General features: G+C 42.4%; 24 protein-coding genes and 2 tRNA genes. 19 read left to right on the top strand and 7 right to left on the bottom strand.

Annotation, left to right across the window (positions count from 1 at the left end):
- Positions 1–21 precede the first annotated feature (21 nt).
- From L990_RS01120 to L990_RS01070, 11 genes are all read left to right on the top strand, one after another.
- Positions 22–95, top strand: a tRNA-Arg gene (locus L990_RS01120).
- A 262-nt stretch (positions 96–357) separates the two neighbouring features.
- Complete coding sequence (locus L990_RS01115; protein ID WP_047444634.1) at positions 358–1,533, top strand: proline dehydrogenase family protein; 1,176 nt, start codon at positions 358–360, stop codon at positions 1,531–1,533.
- A complete protein-coding gene (locus L990_RS01110; RefSeq protein WP_047444632.1) occupies positions 1,527–2,021 on the top strand; it encodes a hypothetical protein in 495 nt (164 codons plus the stop codon). Before L990_RS01115 ends, L990_RS01110 begins: the two co-directional genes overlap by 7 nt.
- Before the next feature lie 3 nt (positions 2,022–2,024).
- On the top strand, positions 2,025–3,158 hold the full coding sequence (gene dprA, locus L990_RS01105) for a DNA-processing protein DprA (protein WP_047444630.1): 1,134 nt from the start codon (positions 2,025–2,027) through the stop codon (positions 3,156–3,158).
- Between the two features lie 55 nt (positions 3,159–3,213).
- The gene (locus tag L990_RS01100) at positions 3,214–3,981 is read left to right on the top strand and encodes a TatD family hydrolase (RefSeq protein ID WP_047444628.1); all 768 of its coding nucleotides are present in this window, start codon (positions 3,214–3,216) and stop codon (positions 3,979–3,981) included.
- 4 nt (positions 3,982–3,985) lie between these two features.
- Positions 3,986–5,011, top strand: a complete 1,026-nt coding sequence (locus L990_RS01095; RefSeq protein WP_047444627.1) for an asparaginase — start codon at positions 3,986–3,988, stop codon at positions 5,009–5,011.
- 52 nt (positions 5,012–5,063) lie between these two features.
- A tRNA-Ser gene (locus L990_RS01090) sits at positions 5,064–5,151 on the top strand.
- A gap of 62 nt (positions 5,152–5,213) precedes the next feature.
- Positions 5,214–6,002, top strand: a complete 789-nt coding sequence (locus tag L990_RS01085; RefSeq protein WP_047444625.1) for a MotA/TolQ/ExbB proton channel family protein — start codon at positions 5,214–5,216, stop codon at positions 6,000–6,002.
- Between the two features lie 6 nt (positions 6,003–6,008).
- Positions 6,009–6,467: a hypothetical protein gene (locus L990_RS01080; RefSeq protein WP_047444624.1), complete on the top strand. Its 459-nt coding sequence runs from the start codon at positions 6,009–6,011 to the stop codon at positions 6,465–6,467.
- A 32-nt stretch (positions 6,468–6,499) separates the two neighbouring features.
- Positions 6,500–7,078 carry an ExbD/TolR family protein gene (locus tag L990_RS01075; RefSeq protein WP_047444622.1) on the top strand — a complete coding sequence of 193 codons (579 nt, stop codon included), beginning with the start codon at positions 6,500–6,502 and terminating at the stop codon, positions 7,076–7,078.
- 2 nt (positions 7,079–7,080) lie between these two features.
- The gene (locus tag L990_RS01070) at positions 7,081–7,563 is read left to right on the top strand and encodes an ExbD/TolR family protein (RefSeq protein WP_047444620.1); all 483 of its coding nucleotides are present in this window, start codon (positions 7,081–7,083) and stop codon (positions 7,561–7,563) included.
- Between the two features lie 95 nt (positions 7,564–7,658).
- Here L990_RS01070 and aspS read toward each other — a convergent pair whose 3' ends face one another.
- Positions 7,659–9,413 carry an aspartate--tRNA ligase gene (gene aspS / locus L990_RS01065; protein ID WP_047444618.1) on the bottom strand — a complete coding sequence of 585 codons (1,755 nt, stop codon included), beginning with the start codon at positions 9,411–9,413 and terminating at the stop codon, positions 7,659–7,661.
- Between the two features lie 102 nt (positions 9,414–9,515).
- Between aspS and L990_RS01060 the strand changes: the two genes are divergently transcribed.
- The 4 genes from L990_RS01060 (at position 9,516) to L990_RS01045 (ending at position 13,849) form a co-directional block, all read left to right on the top strand.
- Positions 9,516–9,971, top strand: coding sequence for a nucleoside deaminase (locus L990_RS01060; RefSeq protein WP_047444616.1), 456 nt, complete (start codon positions 9,516–9,518; stop codon positions 9,969–9,971).
- 82 nt (positions 9,972–10,053) lie between these two features.
- Positions 10,054–11,031, top strand: coding sequence for a tetratricopeptide repeat protein (locus L990_RS01055; protein WP_047444614.1), 978 nt, complete (start codon positions 10,054–10,056; stop codon positions 11,029–11,031).
- 87 nt (positions 11,032–11,118) lie between these two features.
- Positions 11,119–11,952 carry a Cof-type HAD-IIB family hydrolase gene (locus L990_RS01050; RefSeq protein WP_047444612.1) on the top strand — a complete coding sequence of 278 codons (834 nt, stop codon included), beginning with the start codon at positions 11,119–11,121 and terminating at the stop codon, positions 11,950–11,952.
- Between the two features lie 76 nt (positions 11,953–12,028).
- Positions 12,029–13,849 carry a peptidase U32 family protein gene (locus L990_RS01045; RefSeq protein WP_047444611.1) on the top strand — a complete coding sequence of 607 codons (1,821 nt, stop codon included), beginning with the start codon at positions 12,029–12,031 and terminating at the stop codon, positions 13,847–13,849.
- A 16-nt stretch (positions 13,850–13,865) separates the two neighbouring features.
- Here the strand turns inward: L990_RS01045 and L990_RS01040 are convergent, their stop codons facing one another.
- Positions 13,866–14,231 carry a hypothetical protein gene (locus tag L990_RS01040; RefSeq protein WP_156121270.1) on the bottom strand — a complete coding sequence of 122 codons (366 nt, stop codon included), beginning with the start codon at positions 14,229–14,231 and terminating at the stop codon, positions 13,866–13,868.
- A 669-nt stretch (positions 14,232–14,900) separates the two neighbouring features.
- Between L990_RS01040 and L990_RS01035 the strand changes: the two genes are divergently transcribed.
- The 3 genes from L990_RS01035 to L990_RS01025 all read left to right on the top strand — a co-directional run bounded on the left by L990_RS01035 (position 14,901) and on the right by L990_RS01025 (position 16,281).
- Entirely contained in the window at positions 14,901–15,461 is a 561-nt protein-coding gene (locus L990_RS01035) for an RNA polymerase sigma factor (RefSeq protein WP_047444606.1), read from the top strand.
- On the top strand, positions 15,452–15,811 hold the full coding sequence (locus tag L990_RS01030) for a hypothetical protein (RefSeq protein WP_156121269.1): 360 nt from the start codon (positions 15,452–15,454) through the stop codon (positions 15,809–15,811). Before L990_RS01035 ends, L990_RS01030 begins: the two co-directional genes overlap by 10 nt.
- A gap of 74 nt (positions 15,812–15,885) precedes the next feature.
- Complete coding sequence (locus L990_RS01025; protein ID WP_156121268.1) at positions 15,886–16,281, top strand: hypothetical protein; 396 nt, start codon at positions 15,886–15,888, stop codon at positions 16,279–16,281.
- A gap of 78 nt (positions 16,282–16,359) precedes the next feature.
- On the opposite strand, the gene L990_RS01020 is transcribed toward L990_RS01025, so the two are convergent.
- Complete coding sequence (locus tag L990_RS01020; protein ID WP_047444600.1) at positions 16,360–17,898, bottom strand: hypothetical protein; 1,539 nt, start codon at positions 17,896–17,898, stop codon at positions 16,360–16,362.
- A 138-nt stretch (positions 17,899–18,036) separates the two neighbouring features.
- The gene (locus L990_RS01015) at positions 18,037–19,674 is read right to left on the bottom strand and encodes an ABC-F family ATP-binding cassette domain-containing protein (protein WP_047444598.1); all 1,638 of its coding nucleotides are present in this window, start codon (positions 19,672–19,674) and stop codon (positions 18,037–18,039) included.
- 415 nt (positions 19,675–20,089) lie between these two features.
- Here L990_RS01015 and miaB point away from each other — a divergent pair, with 415 nt between their 5' ends.
- Positions 20,090–21,487 carry a tRNA (N6-isopentenyl adenosine(37)-C2)-methylthiotransferase MiaB gene (miaB, locus tag L990_RS01010; RefSeq protein ID WP_052180630.1) on the top strand — a complete coding sequence of 466 codons (1,398 nt, stop codon included), beginning with the start codon at positions 20,090–20,092 and terminating at the stop codon, positions 21,485–21,487.
- A 66-nt stretch (positions 21,488–21,553) separates the two neighbouring features.
- Here the strand turns inward: miaB and L990_RS01005 are convergent, their stop codons facing one another.
- From L990_RS01005 to L990_RS00995, 3 genes are read right to left on the bottom strand one after another with little or no spacing between them, the layout of a single operon-like run.
- The gene (locus L990_RS01005; RefSeq protein WP_081981559.1) at positions 21,554–22,237 is read right to left on the bottom strand and encodes a DUF4252 domain-containing protein; all 684 of its coding nucleotides are present in this window, start codon (positions 22,235–22,237) and stop codon (positions 21,554–21,556) included.
- An 11-nt stretch (positions 22,238–22,248) separates the two neighbouring features.
- Entirely contained in the window at positions 22,249–22,863 is a 615-nt protein-coding gene (locus L990_RS18945) for a hypothetical protein (protein ID WP_052180629.1), read from the bottom strand.
- A complete protein-coding gene (locus L990_RS00995) occupies positions 22,835–23,353 on the bottom strand; it encodes an RNA polymerase sigma factor (protein ID WP_156121267.1) in 519 nt (172 codons plus the stop codon). The genes L990_RS18945 and L990_RS00995 overlap by 29 nt, the downstream gene beginning before the upstream one ends.
- Positions 23,354–23,361: the final 8 nt, after the last annotated feature.

Genomic DNA, 23,361 nt, shown 5'->3' with positions numbered 1-23,361 from the left:
TAGATTTGCAGCTTCTTTAGCGACCCCGTAGTTCAGCTGAATAGAACGTCAGATTCCGGTTCTGAAGGTCATGGGTTTGAATCCCGTCGGGGTCACTTTTTTCCACTAATTTTATAATTTTATTCCACAAGATCCTGCTAAATTGCATGAGGGAGGCTCTTTTGATTATCTAAAATCACTCCATCTATATTGGGTTTAGTACTAGGGGACATAATTTTGAGATTAATATTTCTTTTGCACTAATTGCTATAATTGATAATAAGTAAACCAAGAGGCTTCAAGTGCCTCTTTTTTTGTATAAAAGTATCAGAAAACAGAAATGTGCTATTATATTTGAAATAGAAACATCCTACTACAATGATTGATTTCAACAATACAGAGATAGCATTTCGAATTCGCTCTAAAGGCGAACTGATAAAAGCGAAGCTGCTTTTTGGAGCAGTGAAAAATCCCGCTATGGTAAAAGCATTAAACGGAATAACCTCGTTTGCCTTAAAAGTAGGATTCCCGGTGGGGTGGCTTGTTAAACCGACATTGTATGTGCAGTTTGTAGGAGGAGAGCGGTTGTCGGATTGCGATAAAACCGCTCAAAAACTTTCGGCTTATGGTGTTAGTTCTATTTTAGACTATTCGGTAGAAGGAAAGGAGGATGGCGAATCGATAGAAGCGTGCTTTGAAGAAATTAAGCAAAGCGTTCTATTTGGAGCGAAGAGGAGCTATGTTGCCTTTGCGGTTTTTAAGCCTACAGGGATTACTCATGCTCAGATTTTGGAAAAGGTCTCATCGGAAATCCAGCTGTCCGAAGAAGAGCAAAGAGAGTATGAGCGATTTGTCAAGCGAGTTGACGTTCTTTGTGCTTTAGCCGCTCAAGTTGGTACTCCTATTTTAATTGATGCTGAAGATTACTGCTACCAAAAAGCAATTGATGAGGTGGTCGAAATGATGATGGAGCGCTATAACAAGGAGAAGGCTGTTGTTTATAATACGCTACAAATGTACCGTACTGATAGGTTGGATTACCTAAAGATGTTGCATCAGAAAGCCCGAGAAGTAGGTTTTAAGGCGGGGGTTAAATTTGTTAGAGGTGCTTATATGGAAAAAGAGCGGTTGCGTGCAACCGAAAGAGGCTATCCGTCTCCAATTAACCCAACAAAAGAGGTTACAGACCAGATGTATGATGATGCGTTAATCTATACCATGCAAAATATAGACGATTTTGCAATTTTTGTGGGAACTCATAATGAAGATAGCATCAAGCTGCTTGTTGAGTTGGTTTACAAGTATGATATTGATGTTAAAGATTCTCGAATTTGGCTTTCTCAGCTATATGGGATGAGCGATAATCTATCATTTAATTTGGCCTACGAAGGTTTTAACGTCGCAAAATATCTTCCATACGGTCCTGTAAAGGAAGTTTTGCCATATTTAATAAGAAGGGCAACCGAAAATACGGCAGTTGCAGGTCAAACTTCTCGTGAATTAAACTTGATAAACCAGGAAATAGAACGTCGTAAAGCATATAAGGAATGGTAAAAGTAAACAATGAGAATGAGGTTGCGGCCTATCACATAATTCGGATTTTATTGGCAACTTTATTTACGGCGTATGTTGTAAGTCTTTGGATATTTCCTGAATATTTTTCTTGGGCAGGAAATCATTTAGTGAAAATTATTGGCCATTCTTATGGAACTTTCTATGTTTTATTGTCGTTGCTAGTTTGGTTTAATGGAGGTGTCTGGTTTGTGGAGTTTACATTTGATGATAACGTATACGAATTTCGCTATTATGTTTTGACCTCTCCTTTTGGTGCAAAGAGAATGGTGCGGATTCCTACCGAAAATCTTTATGCGTTTGCGGTTAAGCCATCGTTGTTTGGGATCAAAAAAAAGCTCATATTATATCAAGAGAGAGAGGGAAAACTGTTTGAATATCCACCTATTCCGATAGGAAATTTGTTTGTAGAAAAGCAAAATGAAGTTTTGCTGGAACTTCGTAAATTTGGGACTGAACTAAAACCATAGTATATGCAGGACGACAACCTCCTCCGGTATAAAATTGCATTGGAAATGATTCCACATATAGGAAGCATTACTGCAAAACGGCTAATTGCCTACAGTGGAGGTGTTGAGGAGGTTTTTATTCAGTCGAAAAAAGCGTTATTGAAGATTCCAGGTGTAGGAGAGGCTTTAGCGTATGCCGTTTCTAACCAAAAGGTGTTGGATAGAGCCGACAAGGAGATCGAATTTTTGCAAAGGTATGAAATTAAGCCTCTTTACTATTTGGACGAGGACTATCCATATCGGTTAAAACAATGCGATGACTCTCCGATTTTACTTTACTATAAAGGAAATACTTCTTTATCACACGAAAAGGTTCTTTCAATTGTAGGAACCCGAAATGCAACAGAGTATGGGCGTGAGCTATGTGCTACGATTGTTGAGGGACTTCGATTAAAAGGCTACTCTGTTTTGATTATTAGTGGATTGGCTCATGGAATTGATACCGCAGCTCATCGAAATGCCATAAAAAACGGATTTCCTACCGTTGCTGTTTTGGCGCATGGGCTGAATATGATTTATCCATCTGCTAATCGTGGACTTGCAAAGGAAATGCTTGCAAATGGTGCGCTTGTTACCGATTTTATAACCGGCACAATGCCTGAAAGAAATAACTTTTTGAGGCGAAACAGGATTATAGCAGGACTGGCAGATGCTACTCTTGTTGTTGAATCAGGAGAGAAGGGAGGTGCGCTGGTAACAGCAGATTTGGCTTTCTCTTATAGTAGAGATGTGCTGGCTTGTCCTGGACGGGCGACTGATAAGTTTTCTTTAGGTTGTAATGCGCTTATTAGAACCAATAGAGCTGCGCTTGTGGAATCAGCAGAAGATGTCGAATTGGCGCTTAATTGGAATTCGGGGCACCCATCTGTGCGTTCGCCTCAGCAGCTGTCAATTTTTAGAGATTTTACTAGCGAGGAGCAACTGATTGTTAGTGTGCTAAAAGAGGTTGATTCTGAAAGTATTGATACAATTTCATTCGCTACAGGTTTGTCTATGCCAGCAACTTCTGCTACTTTGTTAACCCTTGAATTCGATGGGGTTGTGAAAAGTTTTCCTGGAAAAATTTACAGTTTGTCGAATAGTTATGCGTTAAGGTAACAAATTTGTAGATTTGTAGCGAATTTTATTTTAACCTGTAATATTTTGCGCTTAAATGGAATTTGTAGATACCCATTGTCACCTTTATGCCGAGGAATTTCGTTCTGACTATTTACAGGAATTGGATAAGGCGCGAGATCTGAGCGTAAATTCAATTATTTTGCCTGCAATAGATGGGGAAACCCACGAGCATTTATTTCAGCTGGCAGAGCAGCATGCCTCTTTCTACCCATTGATTGGGCTTCATCCAACGTCTGTAAATGAGAATTTTAAGGAGGAACTTCTTTTGGTCGAAAAGTATCTTTCGAGTAAAAAGGTGTATGGTATTGGAGAGGTGGGGATTGACCTCTACTGGTCGAAAGAGTTTAAGAAGGAGCAGGTTTATGCGTTCGATTACCAAATACAGCTATCTCTTCAGCATCGGTTACCTTTGGTAATCCATTCGAGAGATGCTTTTCCTGAAATATTTGATGTTCTTAAAGCGTACAAGAATAGCTCAATTTTTGGAGTGTTTCATGCTTTCACGGGCGATCTTGATACGTATAAAAAAATGGCGGAACTGGGAGATTTTGCTGTTGGCATAGGTGGAATTGTGACTTTTAAAAACTCAGGATTGGCTGATGTTGTTGAACAAATCCCGTTGGATAGAATTGTTCTGGAGACAGACTCACCTTACTTAGCGCCAACACCTCATCGAGGAAAACGAAATGCGCCTTCCTATATTCCATTGATAGCAGCAAAGATTGCTGCTGTAAAAAATGTAACTATCGAGCAGGTTGCCGATGTTACAACTACGACTGCTAAACGAATCTTTAAAATCTAACCTAATGAATAAAACGGCGATACTTATCATATACACAGGCGGAACTATTGGGATGAAACGTAATCCCGAAACGGGCTCGCTTTCACCTTTTAACTTTGAGCAAATTGTTGATGAAGTTCCAGAACTTTCGAAGTTCAACTTTGCGTTAGATACAATATCCTTTGATCCACCCGTGGATTCCTCCAACATACAACCTGAATTTTGGCAAAATTTGGCCGAGCAGGTTAAGTTGAATTATGACAAATACGATGGTTTTGTTATTCTGCATGGTACAGATACGATGTCGTATACCGCAACCGCTTTGAGTTTTATGATTCAGAATCTGACCAAACCAATTATTCTTACAGGGAGCCAGCTTCCGATCGGAGAGGTGAGAACAGATGGAAGAGAGAATCTTCTTTCTGCGGTGGAGGTTGCTGCTGCCTACAAGGAGGGGAAGCCCCTTATTCCTGAAGTGTGTATCTTGTTTGATAACGTGCTTTACCGAGGGAATAGAACATTTAAGTATAATGCTCAAAGCTTTAAGGCCTTTAGAAGTGAAAATTATCCGGAACTGGCAACCGCAGGAATTGAGGTTCAGTATCACCTGCCGTATGTTCGAAAGGTTGACTTTACCCAGCCTGTCCTGTTTAACTCCAACTTTGACCCTAGTGTTGTTACGTTGGCTCTTTTCCCTGGAATAAGCCAAAAAGTCGTAAATTCCATTTTAAACATAGGCGGGGTTAAGGGTGTCGTTTTAGAGACATTTGGTTCTGGTAATGCTCCTACCTACCCTTGGTTTATTGCGGAACTGGATGCTGCGATTAAGCGAGGGGTTGTTATCGTTAACGTATCTCAATGTCGTGGAGGCAGCGTAAATATGGAAAGCTACGAAACAGGACGCTTGTTAAAAAATATGGGCGTTTTAACTGGTATCGATATAACGTTTGAAGCGGCTATTGTAAAGTTAATGTACCTGTTTGGACAAAACTACTCAAGTTCAGAGGTTAAGGAGAAATTTGAGCTCTCTTTAGCTGGTGAAATGGGTTAGAAGTAGGATTTCTGGATTTTTTTTCCCTAATTTGCGGAACCTACAAATAGTTGGAGAGATGGCCGAGTGGTCGAAGGCGCACGCCTGGAAAGTGTGTAACCGCCAAAAGTGGTTCATGGGTTCGAATCCCATTCTCTCCGCTCTCGTAAGAGAAAATTAACCACAATTACGTTCTTTTTATTTAAATTAATCGACATCGACCATGAAAAAAATTCTTGCAATGGTTGCAGTAGTTGGTATGCTATTCGTAGCACCTGCTGCTTTTGCTCAAAATGATTCGGCAAAGACCGATAGCGCTGCTACTACTCAGGTAGATGCTGCTGCCGATCAGGCTGCTGTTTCTGCAGAAGGCGACATGCCAGTTCACCAGCAAATTAAAACTAAGTTCATTGAAGGAGGTCCTCTTTACATGGCCCCAATTCTTCTTTGCTTAATTTTCGGTCTTGCAATTGCAATTGAAAGAATCATCTATCTAAACATGGCTACGACCAATACTAAGAAACTTCTTCTTAACATTGAAGATGCTCTTAATAAGGGTGGTATTGAAGCTGCAAAGGAAGTTTGCCGTAACACTCGTGGCCCTGTTGCTTCTATTTTCTACCAAGGCCTTGATCGCTCTAGCGAAGGTGTTGACGTAGTTGAAAAATCTGTAGTTTCTTATGGTGGGGTGCAAATGTCTCAAATGGAAAGTGGTCTTACATGGATTGCTCTTTTCATTGCTATTGCTCCTATGTTAGGTTTCTTGGGTACTGTAGTAGGTATGATTATTGCGTTCGACAACATTGAAAAGGCTGGAGATATTGCACCAACCCTTGTTGCTGGAGGTATTAAGATCGCTCTTATCACGACTGTAACAGGTCTTATCGTTGCGATGATTCTTCAGGTATTCTACAACTACCTAGTTTCTAAGATTGATACTCTTGTAATGGAAATGGAAGACGCTTCTATTTCTCTAATCGACATTCTTGTAAAGTACAACCTTAAAAAGTAATTAACCATGACCATAACTAAATTTTCAAAAACATTCCTGTACGTTGCCTACGCCTTGGCAATTGTTTTTACAGTGATGTTTTTTATGGGATTGGATGGTACTGATGGAAAGACTGAACAGAATATTGCCGCAGCAGGGCCTTACCTTTCATATTCGTACGTGCTTGCTGCCATTGCAATTGGATTAGTGCTAGTGTTTTCCGTCGTTAACATCTTTGTAAATCCAGCAAATCTTAAATCGGCTCTAGTCGGGATAGGAGGAATATTGGTGATTGTAATTATTAGCTACTTGCTAGCTTCTGATGCTCCACTAAACTTTACCTCTAAGGAAGTTGCTGCCCAGTATAATGGCGATACTGCAACTCTAAAGTGGACAGATGCAGGTCTTATAACTGCTTACATCCTATTCGGAGTTTCTATAGTTGGTATGCTATTTACTGAGCTAAAGGACTTTTTTAAACGTTAGAACGTCACTTAGGTGATTAAAAGATAAATAATATGGCAGGAAGAGCTACACCTGAAGTAAATGCAGGTTCAATGGCCGACATCGCCTTCCTATTGCTAATCTTCTTCTTGGTGACTACTACCATGAACACGGATACAGGTCTACAACGTAGGCTTCCACCATGGACTCAGGAGACTAACGCCCAAGATCAGGAGGTAAACCAAAGGAATGTGTTCCAAGTTCTCGTTAACGGTCGCGACTGGTTGATGGTGAACGGGCAGCGCATGGATGTTACCCAGTTAAGAGAAAAAGTAATCGAGTTCGTTGAAAACCCTCAGAATAACCCAAACCTATCGGAACAAATTGCCAAAAACATACCTATGTTGGGCAATGTGAGGATTTCGAAGGGGGTTATATCGTTGCAAAACGACCGTGGTACCAGCTACAAGATGTACATGAAAGTGCAAAACGAAATTGTAGCGGCTTACAACGTACTTCGTGAAAAGGCTTCTCAGGAAAAATTTGGAAAAAAGTATGATCTTCTTTCCAATGACGAGCAAGAAGCGATAAAAAAGATGTATCCTCAGCAAATATCTGAGGCTAACCCACGTAACGCAGCAGGAGTTAAATAGCGATGGCAAAATTTTCTAGAAAAGGAAAAGGCGGTATGCCCGCCCTATCAACAGCGTCGCTGCCTGATATCGTGTTTATGCTTCTATTCTTTTTCATGGTGACAACCACCATGAGAGAGCAGGAACTTAAGGTAAAAGTTAAGCTGCCTGCAGCAACTGAAGTTGCCAAGTTGGAAAAGAAGTCGTTAACCAGCTTCATCTTTATCGGTCAGCCAACTCGTGAGTATCAGGCTCTATTCGGAACAGATGCTCGTATACAGTTGAACGACTCGTTTAAGACGTTGACAGATATACGCGACTTCATTTCAGCGGAACGTGAAAGCCTTGATGAGGCTGATCGTGGCTTTATGACTGTTGCGCTTAAGATTGACGAAGAGGCAAGAATGGGTCAGGTTACAGACGTAAAGCAGGAGCTAAGAAAGGCAAGTGCTTTAAAGATTAGTTACATTGCGCGTAAGGTTGACAACCTCGCATTGGTTGAATAAAACTTTTCGTACCACGATATAGAAAGGGCTCCTAAAAGGAGCCCTTTCTTATTAGGATTATGTATAATAAAAGGGAACTAAAGAGTTCCCTTTTGCTATTTTTGAGGTTGGATTGTTAGGGATAACTCCTTTAGCTGCTCTTCCGAAATTGTTGAAGGAGCATCAGTCATTACATCTCTACCTGAGTTGTTTTTAGGGAAGGCAATACAGTCTCGGATGCTATCGAGTCCTGCAAATAGGGAGACTAATCTGTCTAAGCCGAATGCTAATCCGCCATGAGGAGGCGCTCCATATTTAAAGGCGTTCATTAAGAATCCGAACTGAGATTCTGCGGTTTCTGGTGTAAAGCCAAGCAGTTCAAACATCTTATTCTGCAGCTGGCTATCGTGAATACGGATTGACCCACCTCCTAGTTCTACTCCATTAACAACCATGTCGTAGGCATTGGCACGAACTCGACCTGGATCGCTATCCAAATACTGGATGTCTTCAGGTTTTGGTGACGTAAATGGGTGGTGCATGGCGTAGAATCGTTGAGTTTCCTCATCCCATTCGAAAAGAGGGAAGTCAATTACCCAAAGAGGTTTAAATATATTCTTATCGCGAAGTCCAAGTCGAGCACCCATTTCTAGGCGTAGTTCGCATAATGCTTTCTGAGTTTTTGATTTGTCGCCTGCTAGGATCAAAATTAAATCGCCCTCTTTTGCATTAAACATGCTTGCAATTGCTTTTAAGTCTTCGGGGGAGTAAAACTTATCCACGGAAGATTTAAACGCGCCGTTGGCCTCGCATCGAATGTATACAAGGCCTTTAGCTCCTATTTGAGGGCGTTTAACGAACTCTGTAAGCTCATCGATTTGCTTGCGGGTATAGCTTGCACAACCCTCGGCACATATTCCAGCAACGTAGCTAGCGCTATCAAAAACAACGAAATCGCGGCCAGAAACAGCCTCTTTAAGTTCTACAAACTTCATCTCAAAGCGGATGTCCGGTTTGTCTGATCCGTAGAACTTCATTGCATCATGCCATGTCATGCGGGGGAATGCGCTATCAAAATCGACATTCTTTACAAATTTGAAGAGATGCTTAACCATTCCTTCAAAAAGTAGGAGTACGTCCTCCTGCTCAACAAACGACATCTCACAGTCTATCTGGGTAAATTCAGGTTGACGGTCAGCTCGTAAATCTTCGTCTCTAAAACACTTTGCAATTTGAAAGTAACGATCGAATCCCGATACCATCAGAAGCTGCTTAAAAAGCTGAGGCGACTGTGGAAGTGCGTAGAAATGCCCCAAATTCATACGAGATGGTACCACAAAATCGCGAGCACCTTCGGGTGTCGAGCCAATCAAAATGGGGGTTTCTACTTCTAAGAAGTCCATCTGATCGAGGTATCTGCGGGTTTCGAATGCGATTTGGTGGCGTAAAATCATGTTGTTGCGGACAACGCTACGTCGTAAATCGAGGTAGCGATACTTCATGCGTAAATCGTCGCCACCATCCGTGTCATCTTCGATGGTAAATGGAGGAAGCTCCGATTTATTAAGTATTGTTATATCGTTAAGGATTATTTCGATGCTCCCAGTTGGAATTTTTGAGTTTTTGCTTGCACGCTCAACAACTTTTCCGGTTGCATTAATTACGTATTCGCGGCCAAGATGGCTAACGGTATCCTTAATATTTTGAGCAGCATTGTCATCAACAACTAGCTGGGTGATGCCGTACCTGTCTCTAAGGTCTACAAAGGTCATTCCGCCGAGCTTACGCACGCGTTGAACCCATCCTGAAAGCGTAACTTCCGCTCCCACATTTTCTTGGCGTAATTCGCCACACGTATGTGTTCTATACATAATTCCTTAATTTCTAGTTGTGCGAAGGTACAATTTTTCGGGAAATTGATTAAATTTATATTTACCTTTGCTTTAGAGGCTGATATTTTTAACTGCTATTAAATGAACGAAATCGAAGAGAGCGACGAAAAATTTATGAGAGAGGCACTAAAAGAGGCCCTTATTGCGTTAAGTAGGGATGAGATTCCTATTGGTGCAGTAGTAGTGCTAGATGGAAGAGTTGTGGCTCGTGCTCACAACCTGACGGAGGCCTTAAATGATGCAACGGCACATGCCGAAATGCAGGCTCTCACCGCAGCAGCCAATACTATTGGTGGAAAGTACTTGGATAGATGTACGCTTTTTGTCACAGTGGAACCTTGTCCTATGTGCGCTTCGGCATCGTACTGGACCCATGTCGGACGTATCGTATATGGTGCCAAGGATGAAAAGAGGGGCTACCAAAAATTTGGAGATAAGCTACTTCATCCACGGACAGTGGTTAAGGCGGGAGTGCTTCAGGACGAATGTGCCGCTTTAATGGTAAATTTTTTCAAAAATAAGAGACAAAAAATATGAGCTCTATTGCACAGTAAAAATTTTGCCATTTCTTTGCATCCATTCAACAGTTTTTAGAATCAATAAAACACAGAATAAACCTATGAGAAGTAAGACAATTAAATTTTTCGGATTGTTAGGTGTATTTGCTTTGGCATTTACGCTTAATGCATCTGCACAAACAAAGGCGGATGCTGCGCAGCAGTATAACGACGGAGTTACCGCTTTTAACGCAAAGAACTATGCTGTGGCTATTGCTGCTTTTGACAAGGCTATTGCTTTAGCCGAGCAGGTAGGCGATGAGGCCAATGATGTGAAAGAAGGTAGTATAAAGCTTCTTCCTAGTAGCCACCTTCAGAATGCTATGCTATTCTACAAGGATAAGAAGTTTGTAGAGTCCATTAAGGAGTTCAATACGGCTATCCAAGTTGGTAAAAAGTATAATGATACGAAGGTTGTTGCTTCTGCTTCTAATGCAGTTCCTCAGCTTTACCGTATTATGGGAAATCAAGAGTATACTTCGGGCAACTACGATAAGGCAAAGGAGTACTACAACATGGGGCTTCAGCTTAACCCAGAAGCAACCAATAGCTTGCTTGGATTAGGTTTAGTTTATGCTAAGCAAAACAAGGTTGACTCTGCTTTGGTATACTTCGATAAGGTCATTGAAATTGGAAAGAGCACCAACAAGCTTGATGAGGTAGCTAAAGCAAACTCTCAAGCTAGAGACTTGATGCTAGAGCAAGCTTCTAATGCAGAAAAGGCAAAGAAGTACGAAGAGGCTGTTAACGATTACAACTCGGCTCTTAAGTATGCCCCTCAAAGTGAGGTTGTATACTACAAGTTGGCTTTCTGCAACTACACCATGTCTAAGTGGGAAGATGCTGAAAATGCCGCTAACAAGGCGCTAGAGTATACCTTGAATCCTGCAGATAAGGCAAAGGTTTACTTCCTACTTGCAGGTGTTGCCGAGTCTAGAAAGGACATTCCAAACGCTTGTGCCAACTACAAGAAGGCAATAACTAATCCAAAGTACAAAGCTCAAGCTGCAGCTCGTATTAAGGCTTTAAAGTGTCAATAATTCTTAATTAGATACTTGTGCGGGGGCTTCGAATTTCGAAGCCCTCTTTTTTTGCCTACATTTGTAGGCGTTTACTGAAAATGTAAAATGGCAGATAATACAAAACCTGTAAAGGCCATCCTTTCAGATATAGATGGTACTATTCTGAATAAGGATCGCGTTCTCTCTAAGTTAACTATTGATACCATTAAGACGATCAAAAAGGAGTATGGCATTCCTTTTATTCTAATCTCGGCTCGAATGCCCAAGGCAATAACTCACCTTGCCGATACGCTTGAAATCCGGGATCCAATTATTGCCTACAACGGAGGCCTCATTTTCAGCAACGACGCTAACCGAACCATCCATCAAAATCTCACCATTCCTACTGATGTTGCCTATGATGTTTACTCTTTCCTAAAGGAGACAGATGTTCACATCAGCCTCTTTAGAGAGGACGAATGGGTGGCAGAAACCGAGGATTTTTGGGCGAAGCGCGAGATAAATAATACTCGAGTTATGCCCGAGTTTGCTCCTATCGAACAAACTGTTGATAGGTGGGCACACAAGGGACTTGGGGTGCACAAGATAATGTGTATGGGCGATGCTGGCGCCATAGAGGAGCTAGAGATTTTCATGAAAAAGAATCATAAGGGCAACGCCAATTCGTATCGCTCTAAGGATACCTATTTAGAAATTACCCCAACAGGAACTAACAAGGCGTTGGCAATGCACAAGGTGCTTTCGGTGCTTGGTGTTGATGCTGCGGACGCCGCTGCCTTTGGCGATAACTACAACGATGTGGAAATGCTGAAGGAGGTGGGACATGGAGTGGCAATGGGGAACTCTCCTGATAAGGTGAAAAAGGCAGCAAATGTTGTTGGATTGCACCACAAGGAGGATGGGCTGGCTCATGAATTAATACGGTTATTCAACCTATAATATGTGACTACTTATATAGGAGGGCGGCTTTAGGGCTGCCCTTTATTAGTTAAAAGATAGTGCTAACTTTGCCTGTATGAATACTAAACGAACGCTAGAATTGTTATCGCCGGCTAAAAATTTAGAGCAGGGGATGGCTGCCGTCAGCTATGGCGCCGATGCGCTGTATGTTGGTGCACCCCGATTTGGTGCTCGCGAAGGAGCCTCAAATTCGGTTGCGGACGTGGAAGCGCTAATTCGTTATGCGCATCGCTATGGAGCGAAGGTGTTTGTGGTGATGAATACCATTGTGTACGAGCATGAGCTTGAGGAGGCCGAACGTATGGCCAACTGGGCCTACCAGGCTGGTGCCGATGCGCTGATTATACAGGATATGGCCTTTTTGGAGATGGGGCTACCTCCCATAGCGTTGCATGCGTCTACTCAAACCCATAATATTAGCGCCGATAAGGTGCGATTTTTTCAGGAGGTGGGCTTTGAGCGAGTAATTCTAGCCCGGGAGCTATCGCTTAGGCAAATTGAGGAAATACGATCCCAAACCAACGTAGAATTGGAGGCCTTTGTGCATGGTGCGCTTTGCGTTAGCTACAGCGGTCAGTGCTACCTTAGCGAGTCGCTTGTAGGCCGTAGCGCCAATAGAGGTGCTTGCGCGCAGCCTTGCCGCTCGTCGTACAACTTGGTTGATGATTCGGGTAAAATTCTAGTAAAAAACAAGCATTTACTTTCACTAAAAGACTTTAACCTTTCCCATAGCATAAGGGAGCTGGCAAATGCCGGTATCTCCTCCTTTAAGGTAGAGGGGCGGTTAAAGAATATCGACTATGTCAAAAATATAACGGCGCTGTATAGGCGGGAGCTGGATGCTATTCTATCGGATGGAACTTATGCTAAAGCTTCGTCGGGAAAAGTTTATCTGGGCTTTACTCCCGATGCCGAAAAGAGCTTCAATCGTGGTTTTACCTCTTACTTCACGGAGAATCGTCTTGCCGACCTAACTGGATTTAATACCGCTAAGGCTACAGGTGCACTAGTAGGCCGGGTAAAGGAGGTGATGAAAGGCAGCTTTGTGATTGATGGCAGCACTTCGCTTGCTAACGGCGATGGCATCTGCTTCATATCTAAGCAAGGGGGGCTTGTTGGTACCAACGTCAATAGGGTAGAGGGACGTACGGTATACCCCTTTAAGATGGATGGTATTACCAAGGGGATTCAGATATTCCGAAACTACGACCATCAGTTTGCCAAAACCTTGGAGAGCAATGCCACCGAAAGGTTGGTCGATGCCGAACTTCGCTTCGATTACGATGGAGCTAATGTGGCGCTCTCAGCCGTAGATGAGGATGGCTTTACGGTGTCGCATACTTGTGCTGTAGAGCTGGAGGTAGCGCAAAAGCCCGAACGGGCCATTCAGACAATCGAGCAGCAGCTCGGCAAGTCGGGAGGCGGAATGTTCCGAATTACGCGGGTGGAGATTGGCTGCGCAGACGTACCGTTTGTTCCTATGTCGATGTTAAACGGCTACCGGCGTCTGATACTTGGGCTGCTCGAGGAGCGACGTATGAGCGCGCTTCCTAAGGCTGGCCAGGTGGTTATTCCTTCCGATATACCATTTCCTGAAAAGGTACTCGACTATTCGGCCAACGTGGTGAACTCTCTAGCCCGAAAGTTTTATGAGCGGCATGGGGTTACATCCATTGATCAGGGCTATGAGCTGAGCCATTGCGAATCGGCGAACCTGATGACCACCAAGTATTGTATCCGCCACGAACTTGGCGCCTGTTTAAGAACCGATGCGGGAAGTAAGCTGCCCGTAATGCTCTATCTCGAGAATAATGGAAAGCGATTTAGGCTGACGTTTGACTGCAACCGATGCCAGATGATGATAAAAAAAGGGTAGCATGTGCTACCCTTTTTTACTTTTTCGTGCGCTGTGCGATAAAGAAGTAGGTGAGAAATCCCGCCGAAATAAAGATTAGAATGATAGACGGAATAATACCGTTAACCAGATACCACGAGTTCTCTCCATAATTCATTAGAAAGGGGTAAAGGCTGGTTGAGATTAGTGAACCTACACCCGTAAAAAGCGCTACAATGCCCCATTTAAGCGAAGGCTGGCTGGAGGTCTCTACCGTTGGATTTTCTCTAACAATAAGTTTGTCCGACTGGTCGACCATGTTGTTCTTTATGAGCAACCTTTTGATGCTGTGGTTTGACCATAGCTTAAAAATGGCGTACATGGCGTAAAAAATAATCGCCGTAATGAAAACTCCTTCTGACATGGCTGTGTTAATTTTGATTTGCCTATATGACACGGCTCCAGTCGTAAAGGTTGCAGCTTTTGCGAAAAAAATTACAGGTAGGTTTATATCCCTATAAAATGGGTAAGCGTTATCGGCAGCCTCGTGTTCCGTGTCGGAGTTCTGCATATCGGCTGTTTGCTGCAATACTGGTGATGAATAGCTCCATCCGAGGCTCTGACGGATAGAACTGGAGCAAGTTGGGCCCGTCCGAGCTTCTGACGGGTAGAACCGGAGCGAGTTGAGCCCATCCGAGACTCTGACGGATAGAACTGGAGCGAGTTGGGCTCATCAGAGACTCTGACGGATAGAACCGGAACGAGTTGGGCCCGTCAGAGGCTCTGACGGCTAGAACTGGAGCAAGTTGGGCTCATCCGAGACTCTGACGGATAGAACCGGAACGAGTTGGGCCCGTCAGAGGCTCTGACGGAAGCCAAGTAGCAAAAGCAACCAGCGGTGGGTAGTGCTGATGAGCAAGGTGTAAAGTTGGTAAAATAACAACCCTTGCGGAGCAAATTCATCGCTGCATTTCAATGCTTTGCCGCCTAAAGGGTATCCGGCGCTTGTAGGTAGAGCATAAGCCGATAAACTTTCTTTTAAAAAAATGAGAAAAGTTGAAACCTTATAGGATATTTTAGCGTCATATAGCCGATGAACGACGCAGATCTTATACAGAGTATCCTTAACGGAAATATGTCAGCATTTAGCTACCTGGTGAGCATCCACCAGAAGTTGGTGCTGCACATTGTTCGTCGTATGGTTACCAACGACGAGGTGGCTGCCGATATTTGTCAGGATGTGTTTGTGAAGGTGTACCAAAAGTTGGGAGAATTCAGGGGGCATGCAAAGCTATCGACATGGATTGCTCAGATTGCCTACCATCATGGTATCAACTACCTTCGAAAAAAGAAGCAGCTGATGGAGATTTCGGTGGACGAATCGATCGCGGTAGAGCGTCAGGTGAGCGCCGTGCATTACGAGGAGCCTGTTACTATGGACGAGGATGTGAGGCGCTTGCTGCTACAAAAGGTGGAGGAACTTCCTCAGCAGTACAGGGTGGTGCTTACCTTATTTTACCTCGAAGAATTTTCGTACAAGGAGATTGAGGAGGTGACAGGGATGCCTGAGGGAACGGTGAAAAGCTACCTTTCGCGAGCAAAAAGCATGCTCCGAGAAAAGCTTACATTTGTAAAACAAGAGATGTGGGGGTAACAGTGATGATGAAGGAAAAGCATAATTTTGACGATTTGTTCGAGAGCGCAATGCGCCAAGAACCGGGTTACCAGCTTCCTGACTATTTTATAAAAGGAGTAAACGAGCGGCTTGCCCGTAAGCTAGCTTTTCGGGTCCACCTAAAGATGATGGGTGGGTACGTTATCATCCTTGCTTCGATATTGGGGCTAATGCTTGCAGGCAACTACATAATTGCTCACTATTTACCCAAGTACAGCGACTATAGCGTTAGCCTAAACGTGGCCGGTGGGCTTGCGTTTTTGGTGCTTTTTATCCTGTTTATGGATCGGGTGGTGCTGTCTTACCTTGCTTCTCGTTATCAGCACTAGCGCATTTGCCGTAAAGGGGGTTGGATGAAGGTTCTAAAGATGCTACCTTTGCCCCATACAAAAAGATAGCAAGCATGTTTCAACAATACTCGGCAGCGGTAGGTAAATTTGGTAATGCCTACGCGCTTTTCGATGCCAGCCAAGTGGGCAAGATGGTTACCATAGAGTACTATTTAATCTTGGACGATAGCGGTAACGCCACCATTAAGGGAGGCATTCTGGAGGTGGAGGCACTTCTTGAGCAAACCATGGAAACCTACGTTCAGGAGCACGTAGCCGAAACGTTACCCTACATGGTGATTCGAACTTTGGTGGATAACCATACGCCCGAAGAGTTGGAGGGGATGGCAGAGGTGGTATTCGTAGCCGACGATACGGTGGTGGATACCCTTAAGGCTAAGTATGAAAAGTATGCTGCTTTGATTTTAGAAAAAGGCATTTCAGAAGCTGTAAAAGCGGCGATAAAATAAAAAGGCTCCAATATTGGAGCCTTTTTTATTTTTAGTGAATTGAGTTTTTATATTAAAGAATTGAAGTTGTTAAAAGAATTAGTCCAAAATAAGGTTTGGATTTTCAACAACAAATCCTAATGTTTCTTTCATTTCCCCATTGCTGAGGGGTTCTTCTTTATACATTGGAAGTCCAACCTGTTTCTTTTTGACTTGAGAACTTAGAACTTTTTCAACAAGAGGCACAGTTCCTTCATGGTATGACTTAAAAATATATCCAACTAATCGTTTGCGAGGATATTTGCTAATAATATCCGCTGAAGTTGTATATCTATATTCATAGTCGTTGTTCACAGCATACAATGCGATTAATTCGTTAGGGATTATATCTGGATTCGAATACATGTAAATATCTCTTGAGAATTCATTAATAATAGGTTCTGTCGGTGGTGTAATAAGAAATGTGTCATCGTGTCTTGCTAAATTTGTATAGAAGCGAATAATTCTGCGTGTACACGGATAAAGACAAGTCTTTTTTACATCATTTGTTGGTTCGCCTATGTTTTCTATGTTTTCTATGCGTTTTATATTTGAATTACACATGTTGATTTTTTTTACAATTTCAGTGTATTTGTCTGATGTTGGATCAAAACAAGGTAACGCATTGATTAGATTTGATCTGTATTTAACCCATTCTTTTTTATTTTCGTTATGTTTTTTTGTTGAAATGAAAGAATAATCATTTATAATATCACTATAGTAGGTGTATTTATTTAGTATACGAGTTAAATTTTTATTGTTGTTAATCTCATCTATTGCATTGTTAATTATTGAAGGAATTCCACTTATGTTGTCTGTAAAACTTAAAATTGGTCCCCCTGAAGTACAACTAATTCTCAAATTTGAATTTTTGAATTCTGAATATTTTGTTTTAACTTCTTCAAAACTAATTTTAGCCGACATTATAGATTTGAAGGCAATTTCAGCATTTGTTTTGATACTCAGAGAACTATTCGATGAATAATCAACGTTGGAGAATTCAAATTTAACCATGATAACCCCCCCTAATACAGCTCCTGATATAAATTTATCTCCATATATATTTCTGAAGTCTGAAGGAGATTTGCTTTTGTAAAGGATATCTCTAATTGAATTTTTTAGATTTGGATCAAAAGGATACATTGTGATTTCTCCTTTAACAATTTTCATCAATGCAACACCGTATATGTTATTGGTTTTATTAGTGTTCTCTTGAGTTAATTCTTTCTCAAAACTCGCAGACATACTAAATCCTGCATACCCTCCTTTGGCACTTGTAGAGAATTTGCTTACAATTTTATCTCGAAGTTCAGATGCTTCGGTTGTGATAGTATAGTCCCATCCTGATTGTTCAGAACAATCAACTGGACGAATTTCGAAATTGTCAACAAATATTTTATTTGTAGTAACTTCATCTGTGACATCTTTAACTCCAAAGCCAAGATAACTATAATAGTCTGAATTTTGTAGGCTACGCATTGGTCCTTTAGGAGTTTGATTAAGTTTTAAGGTCTCTTCCTTATCTAATGGTGTAATGTCACTACATGAGTAGAAGAAAAAAAAAGACAATAATAAAAAAGTTAAATTAGAAATTTTCATACTGATTTGTTTTAAATTTGATGTCAAATATATCGTTTTGTTATATTCGAATGATACATATTGCTTTATTTAAGGGAAATGAATGCAAGCTAGTTTAATTTTTTATTGATGGGAGTTTTTGACAGGAATATTGCTCCGCTAACTCTTTCTTTCAATTTCTCTCAGGTTTTCCATCTTTTTGGTCTCCAAGAAGTATTTAATATCACCAAGGTGCTCCTTCACCTTCTTGTTTCCAAATTCGTACACCTTGCTAACTAGGCCATCTAGGAAGTCGCGGTCGTGCGACACCACAATCAGCGTTCCGTCGTAATCTTTTAAGGCTTCTTTTAGGATATCCTTAGTTTTAATATCGAGGTGGTTGGTTGGCTCATCGAGTATTAGCAGGTTAACAGGCTCGAGCAGCAGCTTGATCATGGCTAGTCGGGTACGTTCGCCTCCCGAGAGAACTTTTACCTTTTTGGTGGAATTGTCGCCGCCAAACATAAACGCCCCTAAGATGTCTTTTATTTTGGTGCGGATATCGCCTTTGGCAACATCATCAATAGTTTGAAAAACGGTTACATCCTCGTCGAGCAGTGAGGCCTGATTTTGGGCAAAGTAGCCTATCATCACGTTGTGGCCTATAGTTAGGGTTCCGTCATGCTCAATCTCCTTCATGATGGATTTTACCATAGTCGATTTTCCTTCACCATTCTTTCCTACAAACGCAACACGTTCGCCACGCTCGATGGTAAACGATGCGTTTTGGAAAACAGCATGGTCGCCATAGGTTTTTCCAACGCCATCGGCAATAACAGGGTAGCTACCTGCGCGTGGTGATGGTGGAAACTTCAGGCGTAGCGAAGAGGTATCCTCTTCGTCAATCTCTACAAGTTCGAGCTTTTCTAGCATCTTAACGCGCGATTGCACCTGTAGCGTCTTGGAGTAGGTTCCCTTAAAGCGCTCTATGAACTCCATGTTGTCGGCAATCATTTTTTGCTGATCGTCGTACTGCTTTTGTTGCTGCTCGCGGCGTTCTTTGCGCAGCTCTAGATATTTTGAGTAGTTAACCTTGTAGTCGTAGATACGACCCATGGTTACCTCTATTGTTCGGGTGGTTATATTGTCAACAAAAGCGCGGTCGTGGCTGATCACGATAACTGCCTTGGCGCTGTTAATTAGGAACTCTTCGAGCCACTGTATCGATTCGATGTCCATGTGGTTGGTGGGCTCATCCAGAAGTATGAGGTCTGGCTTCCGTAAGAGAATTTTTGCCAGCTCTATGCGCATACGCCATCCCCCGCTAAAGTCGCCAGTGGGGCGGGTAAAGTCTTCACGAACGAAGCCAAGGCCAAGTAGTATTTTCTCAACCTCGGCGTCATAGTTGATATCTTCGATAGAGTAGAATTTTTCGCTAAGGGTAGATACCTCCTCTATAAGCCTAGAGTATTCGTCGCTTTCGTAGTCGGTGCGAATGCCCAGCTCCTCGTTAATTTCCTGTATGCGTCGCTCCATTTCGTGAATATTTGAGAATGCCAACGAGGCTTCCTCAAATACGGTGCGGCTATTCTCGGTCATTAGGTGCTGGGGAAGGTAGGCTATTACGGCATCCTTAGGGGCCGATACTCGACCTGCAGTTGGTTGGCGAGCGCCAGCAAGTATCTTTAGCAGGGTCGATTTTCCTGCACCGTTCTTGCCCATCAGGGCGATACGGTCTTTCTCGTTAACAACAAAGGTAACATCCTTAAACAGGGTGGTGCCCCCAAACTCTACGCTAAGCCCATCTGCAGCAATCATCTCGAAATAAAAAATTTGAGGGGCAAAGATAGAAAAATAGAATTGCGAAAGGATGAAGATTGTTTTTTGGCTCCACTTAGTCTGGTAAAAAGCTATGTTTTTTACTGTTTTTAAGGGAAATGGGGTGTGGCGGAAAACAATTAACAAAGCCTTAGCTGGAACTAACAAGGTGTTAACCCCGTTGGATGGCTGATCGCCTTATATTTGTATCAGAAATCGCAAAGACATAGATACAAATTAGCAGTTTGTTTTAGTTGGTTTATTTTTCATGATTTAAATTTTGGTTGACAATACTTAACCCTCGACGAGATGTCGAGGGTTTTTGTTTTATAGCATAGAAGCAACAGGCTGTTAGTCTTTCTTTACCACCCTGCTTTCGATGAAAATGCTAACTTTGCACAAATTTTTTACGACTATGAGTACTAGTTTGGACAATAGAGGCGCAGTGGACTTTAAATCCATCAGGCCTTTAATTAACGACACGCTGCCCAAGTTGTACATCGAGACTTATGGCTGCCAGATGAACGTAAACGACTCTGAAGTTGTGGTGTCCATCATGCAGAATAACGGCTACTCGTTGACACAGGATATGACGAAGGCGGACCTTATTCTCATCAACACCTGCTCTATTCGCGATAACGCAGAACAGCGTGTATGGGGACGTCTGGATGTATTTAAGCAGCAGAAGAAAAAGCGCTCGGTGTTAGTGGGCGTTATTGGTTGTATGGCCGAACGGCTAAAAAACAAGCTCCTAGAGGAGGATAAGGTGGTGGATATTGTGGTTGGACCAGATGCCTACCGCGACCTTCCTAACCTAGTGCATGGAGCCGAAGGTGGGCAAAAAGGGATAAACGTTCTGCTATCGCGCGAGGAAACTTACGCCGATCTTAGTCCTGTTCGTCTCGATCAAAATGGGGTTACAGCGTTTGTATCCATCATGAGAGGATGCAACAAGATGTGTACCTACTGTGTTGTTCCTTACACCCGTGGTGGAGAACGTAGCCGCGATCCGCATACCATTCTTCGCGAGGTTCAGGAACTGGCTGATAATGGCTATAAGGAGGTTACCTTACTTGGTCAGAATGTAGACTCCTATCTTTGGATTAATCCCGAAAACCAAGATGAAGAGGTAAATTTTGCCGCGCTGCTGGATATGGCTGCAAAGCAAAATCCAACCATGCGCTTCCGTTTCTCAACGTCGCATCCTAAAGATATGACCGATGAGGTGCTAAAGGTTATGGCTGCTCACGAAAATATCTGCAAGTACATACACCTTCCTGCGCAATCGGGGAATACCCGTATGCTAAAACAGATGAATAGGGGCTATACTCGCGAGTGGTACCTCGATCGTATTGCAGCTATCCGTAGATATATGCCAGATTGTGCTATATCCACCGATATTATTGCAGGATTTTGTACTGAGAGCGAGGAGGAGCATCAGGATACCTTGTCTTTAATGGAGGAGGTTGGTTACGAGTTTGCCTACATGTTTAAGTACAGCGAGCGTCCAAATACTAAAGCGCAGCGCACCTTAGCAGATGATGTCTCAGACGATGTAAAAACTCGTCGTTTGAATGAAATCATCGAACTCCAAAATAGGTTGTCGCTTAAAAGCAACCAAAAAGATATAGGACAGGTGTTCGAAGTTCTTGTAGAGGGAACCTCAAAGCGTTCTAAGGAAGAACTTTTTGGTCGTAATTCGCAAAATAAGGTGGTGGTATTTCCACGAAAAGATTATAAGATTGGCGATTTTGTCAAGGTAAAGATTAACCAGGCATCATCGGCAACATTAAAAGGCGAATCTGTAGAGTAATAATAAACAAGAAGAGGTGGAAATAGTATCCACCTCTTCCTATTTAGTTGCTCTTTCGTATGCTAATTAGTACAAGTCGATGTCTATATCAGCGCTAGGAATTAGTCCGCTTAGTTGGCCTAATGACGATATTTGAATGTCGCTGCCTTTAATTAGAATTAGGCTATTCTCCTTGTTGCTTTGAGTTATAACGATAAACTCTTTAATTTTTTCGCCCTCCTGCATGGCGTAGTACTTCACTTTTTTACCGTTGTCGTTAACGCTCATCATCTCGGTATACTTAGCCGCATCAATACAAGCGTTCGCTTCCTTAAGGATGGTTTCTCCAAGATCTTTATACTCCTCCTGTATTCTTTTTTGTTCAGCCTCTTTTTGTAATTTTTTCTCCTTTCTAAGCTTTTCTTGCGCCTCCTTGTCTCTGCCTGTTTTTGTTTCTAAGGTCATGTTGTCGGTATCAAAGTAAAAGCTGTCATTAGGCCCCATAATAAATGTCGAAATTTTGCTTTTAGGTATTTTTACCGATAAAATTTTTACAACGTTCAAATTCTTCAAATCACTATCATGATCGTTAAATCCACGCTGTTTCATCAAAATATTGAGCATTGCCTTGCTCATGTTGACGCTGTTGCATCGATTGTCGGATTTATACTTTTCAATAACATCTTCGACCTTACACTGGGCGTTTGCGCTGCTTGCAAAAGCTACTACACCTGCGATGGCAAGTATGGCCATCCTTCTAAACTTCTTCATATTGTTTGTTTTTAGTTACTGTTTTTATTTTGGAGGTACTCCTCTAAGTAGGCTAAACTTGTTAGTGGTGCCAGAGAACTGTTCATCTCTTGTATCACATCCAGCTTACGCATGCTTTTTTCCACCTGGTTTACATTTTTGATTGGATCAAAAGCATCCTTTTTGCGCGATCGTTGCTTGGGGACTTTCCTTTCTTTTGGTGTCTCCGTCTTTTTTATTCGATTCTTTTGGGGTGCTAACCCAATATTTTTTTGTTCTGTTGGCTTTATCTTTACCTCGATAGAAACATTAGGCTTTGGCCTAACAACCTCCACAACGGGTGCTGGTGCCAGCGAAGGTAGGTTTGGCTGTTCTACTTGAGGTATGATAAGGTAGGCTATGCATGCTGCTGTTGCCGCTACAATTCCCCATACCATTTGTCGCCTATTAGGCATCGAGCTGCGTAGATTAGTTCTGCTGCTTGTTATTGTCCGTTCATTTTCGAAATAGCCAAATAATGAACGGTATTGCTCTAAATGTGATGGCAAAACGAAGGTTGTTCGGAAGTATTCTTTAAGCCACTTCTCCTCTTCGATAGAGGTTTCTCCCTCAAAATATTTATCTAGCAGCTCTTCTACTTGTTTCATATTCCTTGTTTTGTTCGTTAAGCAGGGAGTCTCTCAGTTTTTTTCTAGCTCGCGAGAGTGTTACCCTTACCTGATTTTCCGTCATTTGCATGATGGATGATATTTCCGAATACTCCAGCTCTTCAATATCCCTCAAATGGATAACCAGCTTGTAGCTGTCGTTAAGTTGCTCCATTGTTTGCCTTATTAGGCTGTAGCTTTCGCTACTTTCAAGGCATGTTTCGGGGGTGTGGTTGTCCAACTTATGGGAGGCCTTGTCTAATTCCACCATCCTAGTTCGCCCTAGCTTTCTTTTTATATCGAAGCATAGATTTTTTGCCATAGTTACGGCGTATGCCTCCACGTTTTGCAACGATTGTATGTCGTTTCGTTGGCAAAGCTTTAGTAGCACTTCCTGAGCAACATCTTCGGCCTCCTCTTTACTACCGAGTAGGCGTTGCGCCACCCTTAATAACCTATCCCGTATGGTTGGACTGTTTACCCTTAGCATTCCTTGAT

Origin of the sequence: Alistipes sp. ZOR0009, assembly GCF_000798815.1 — a bacterium.
Classification (GTDB): Bacteria; Bacteroidota; Bacteroidia; order Bacteroidales; family ZOR0009; genus Acetobacteroides.
This window is presented reverse-complemented; position numbering and strand designations above follow the sequence as displayed.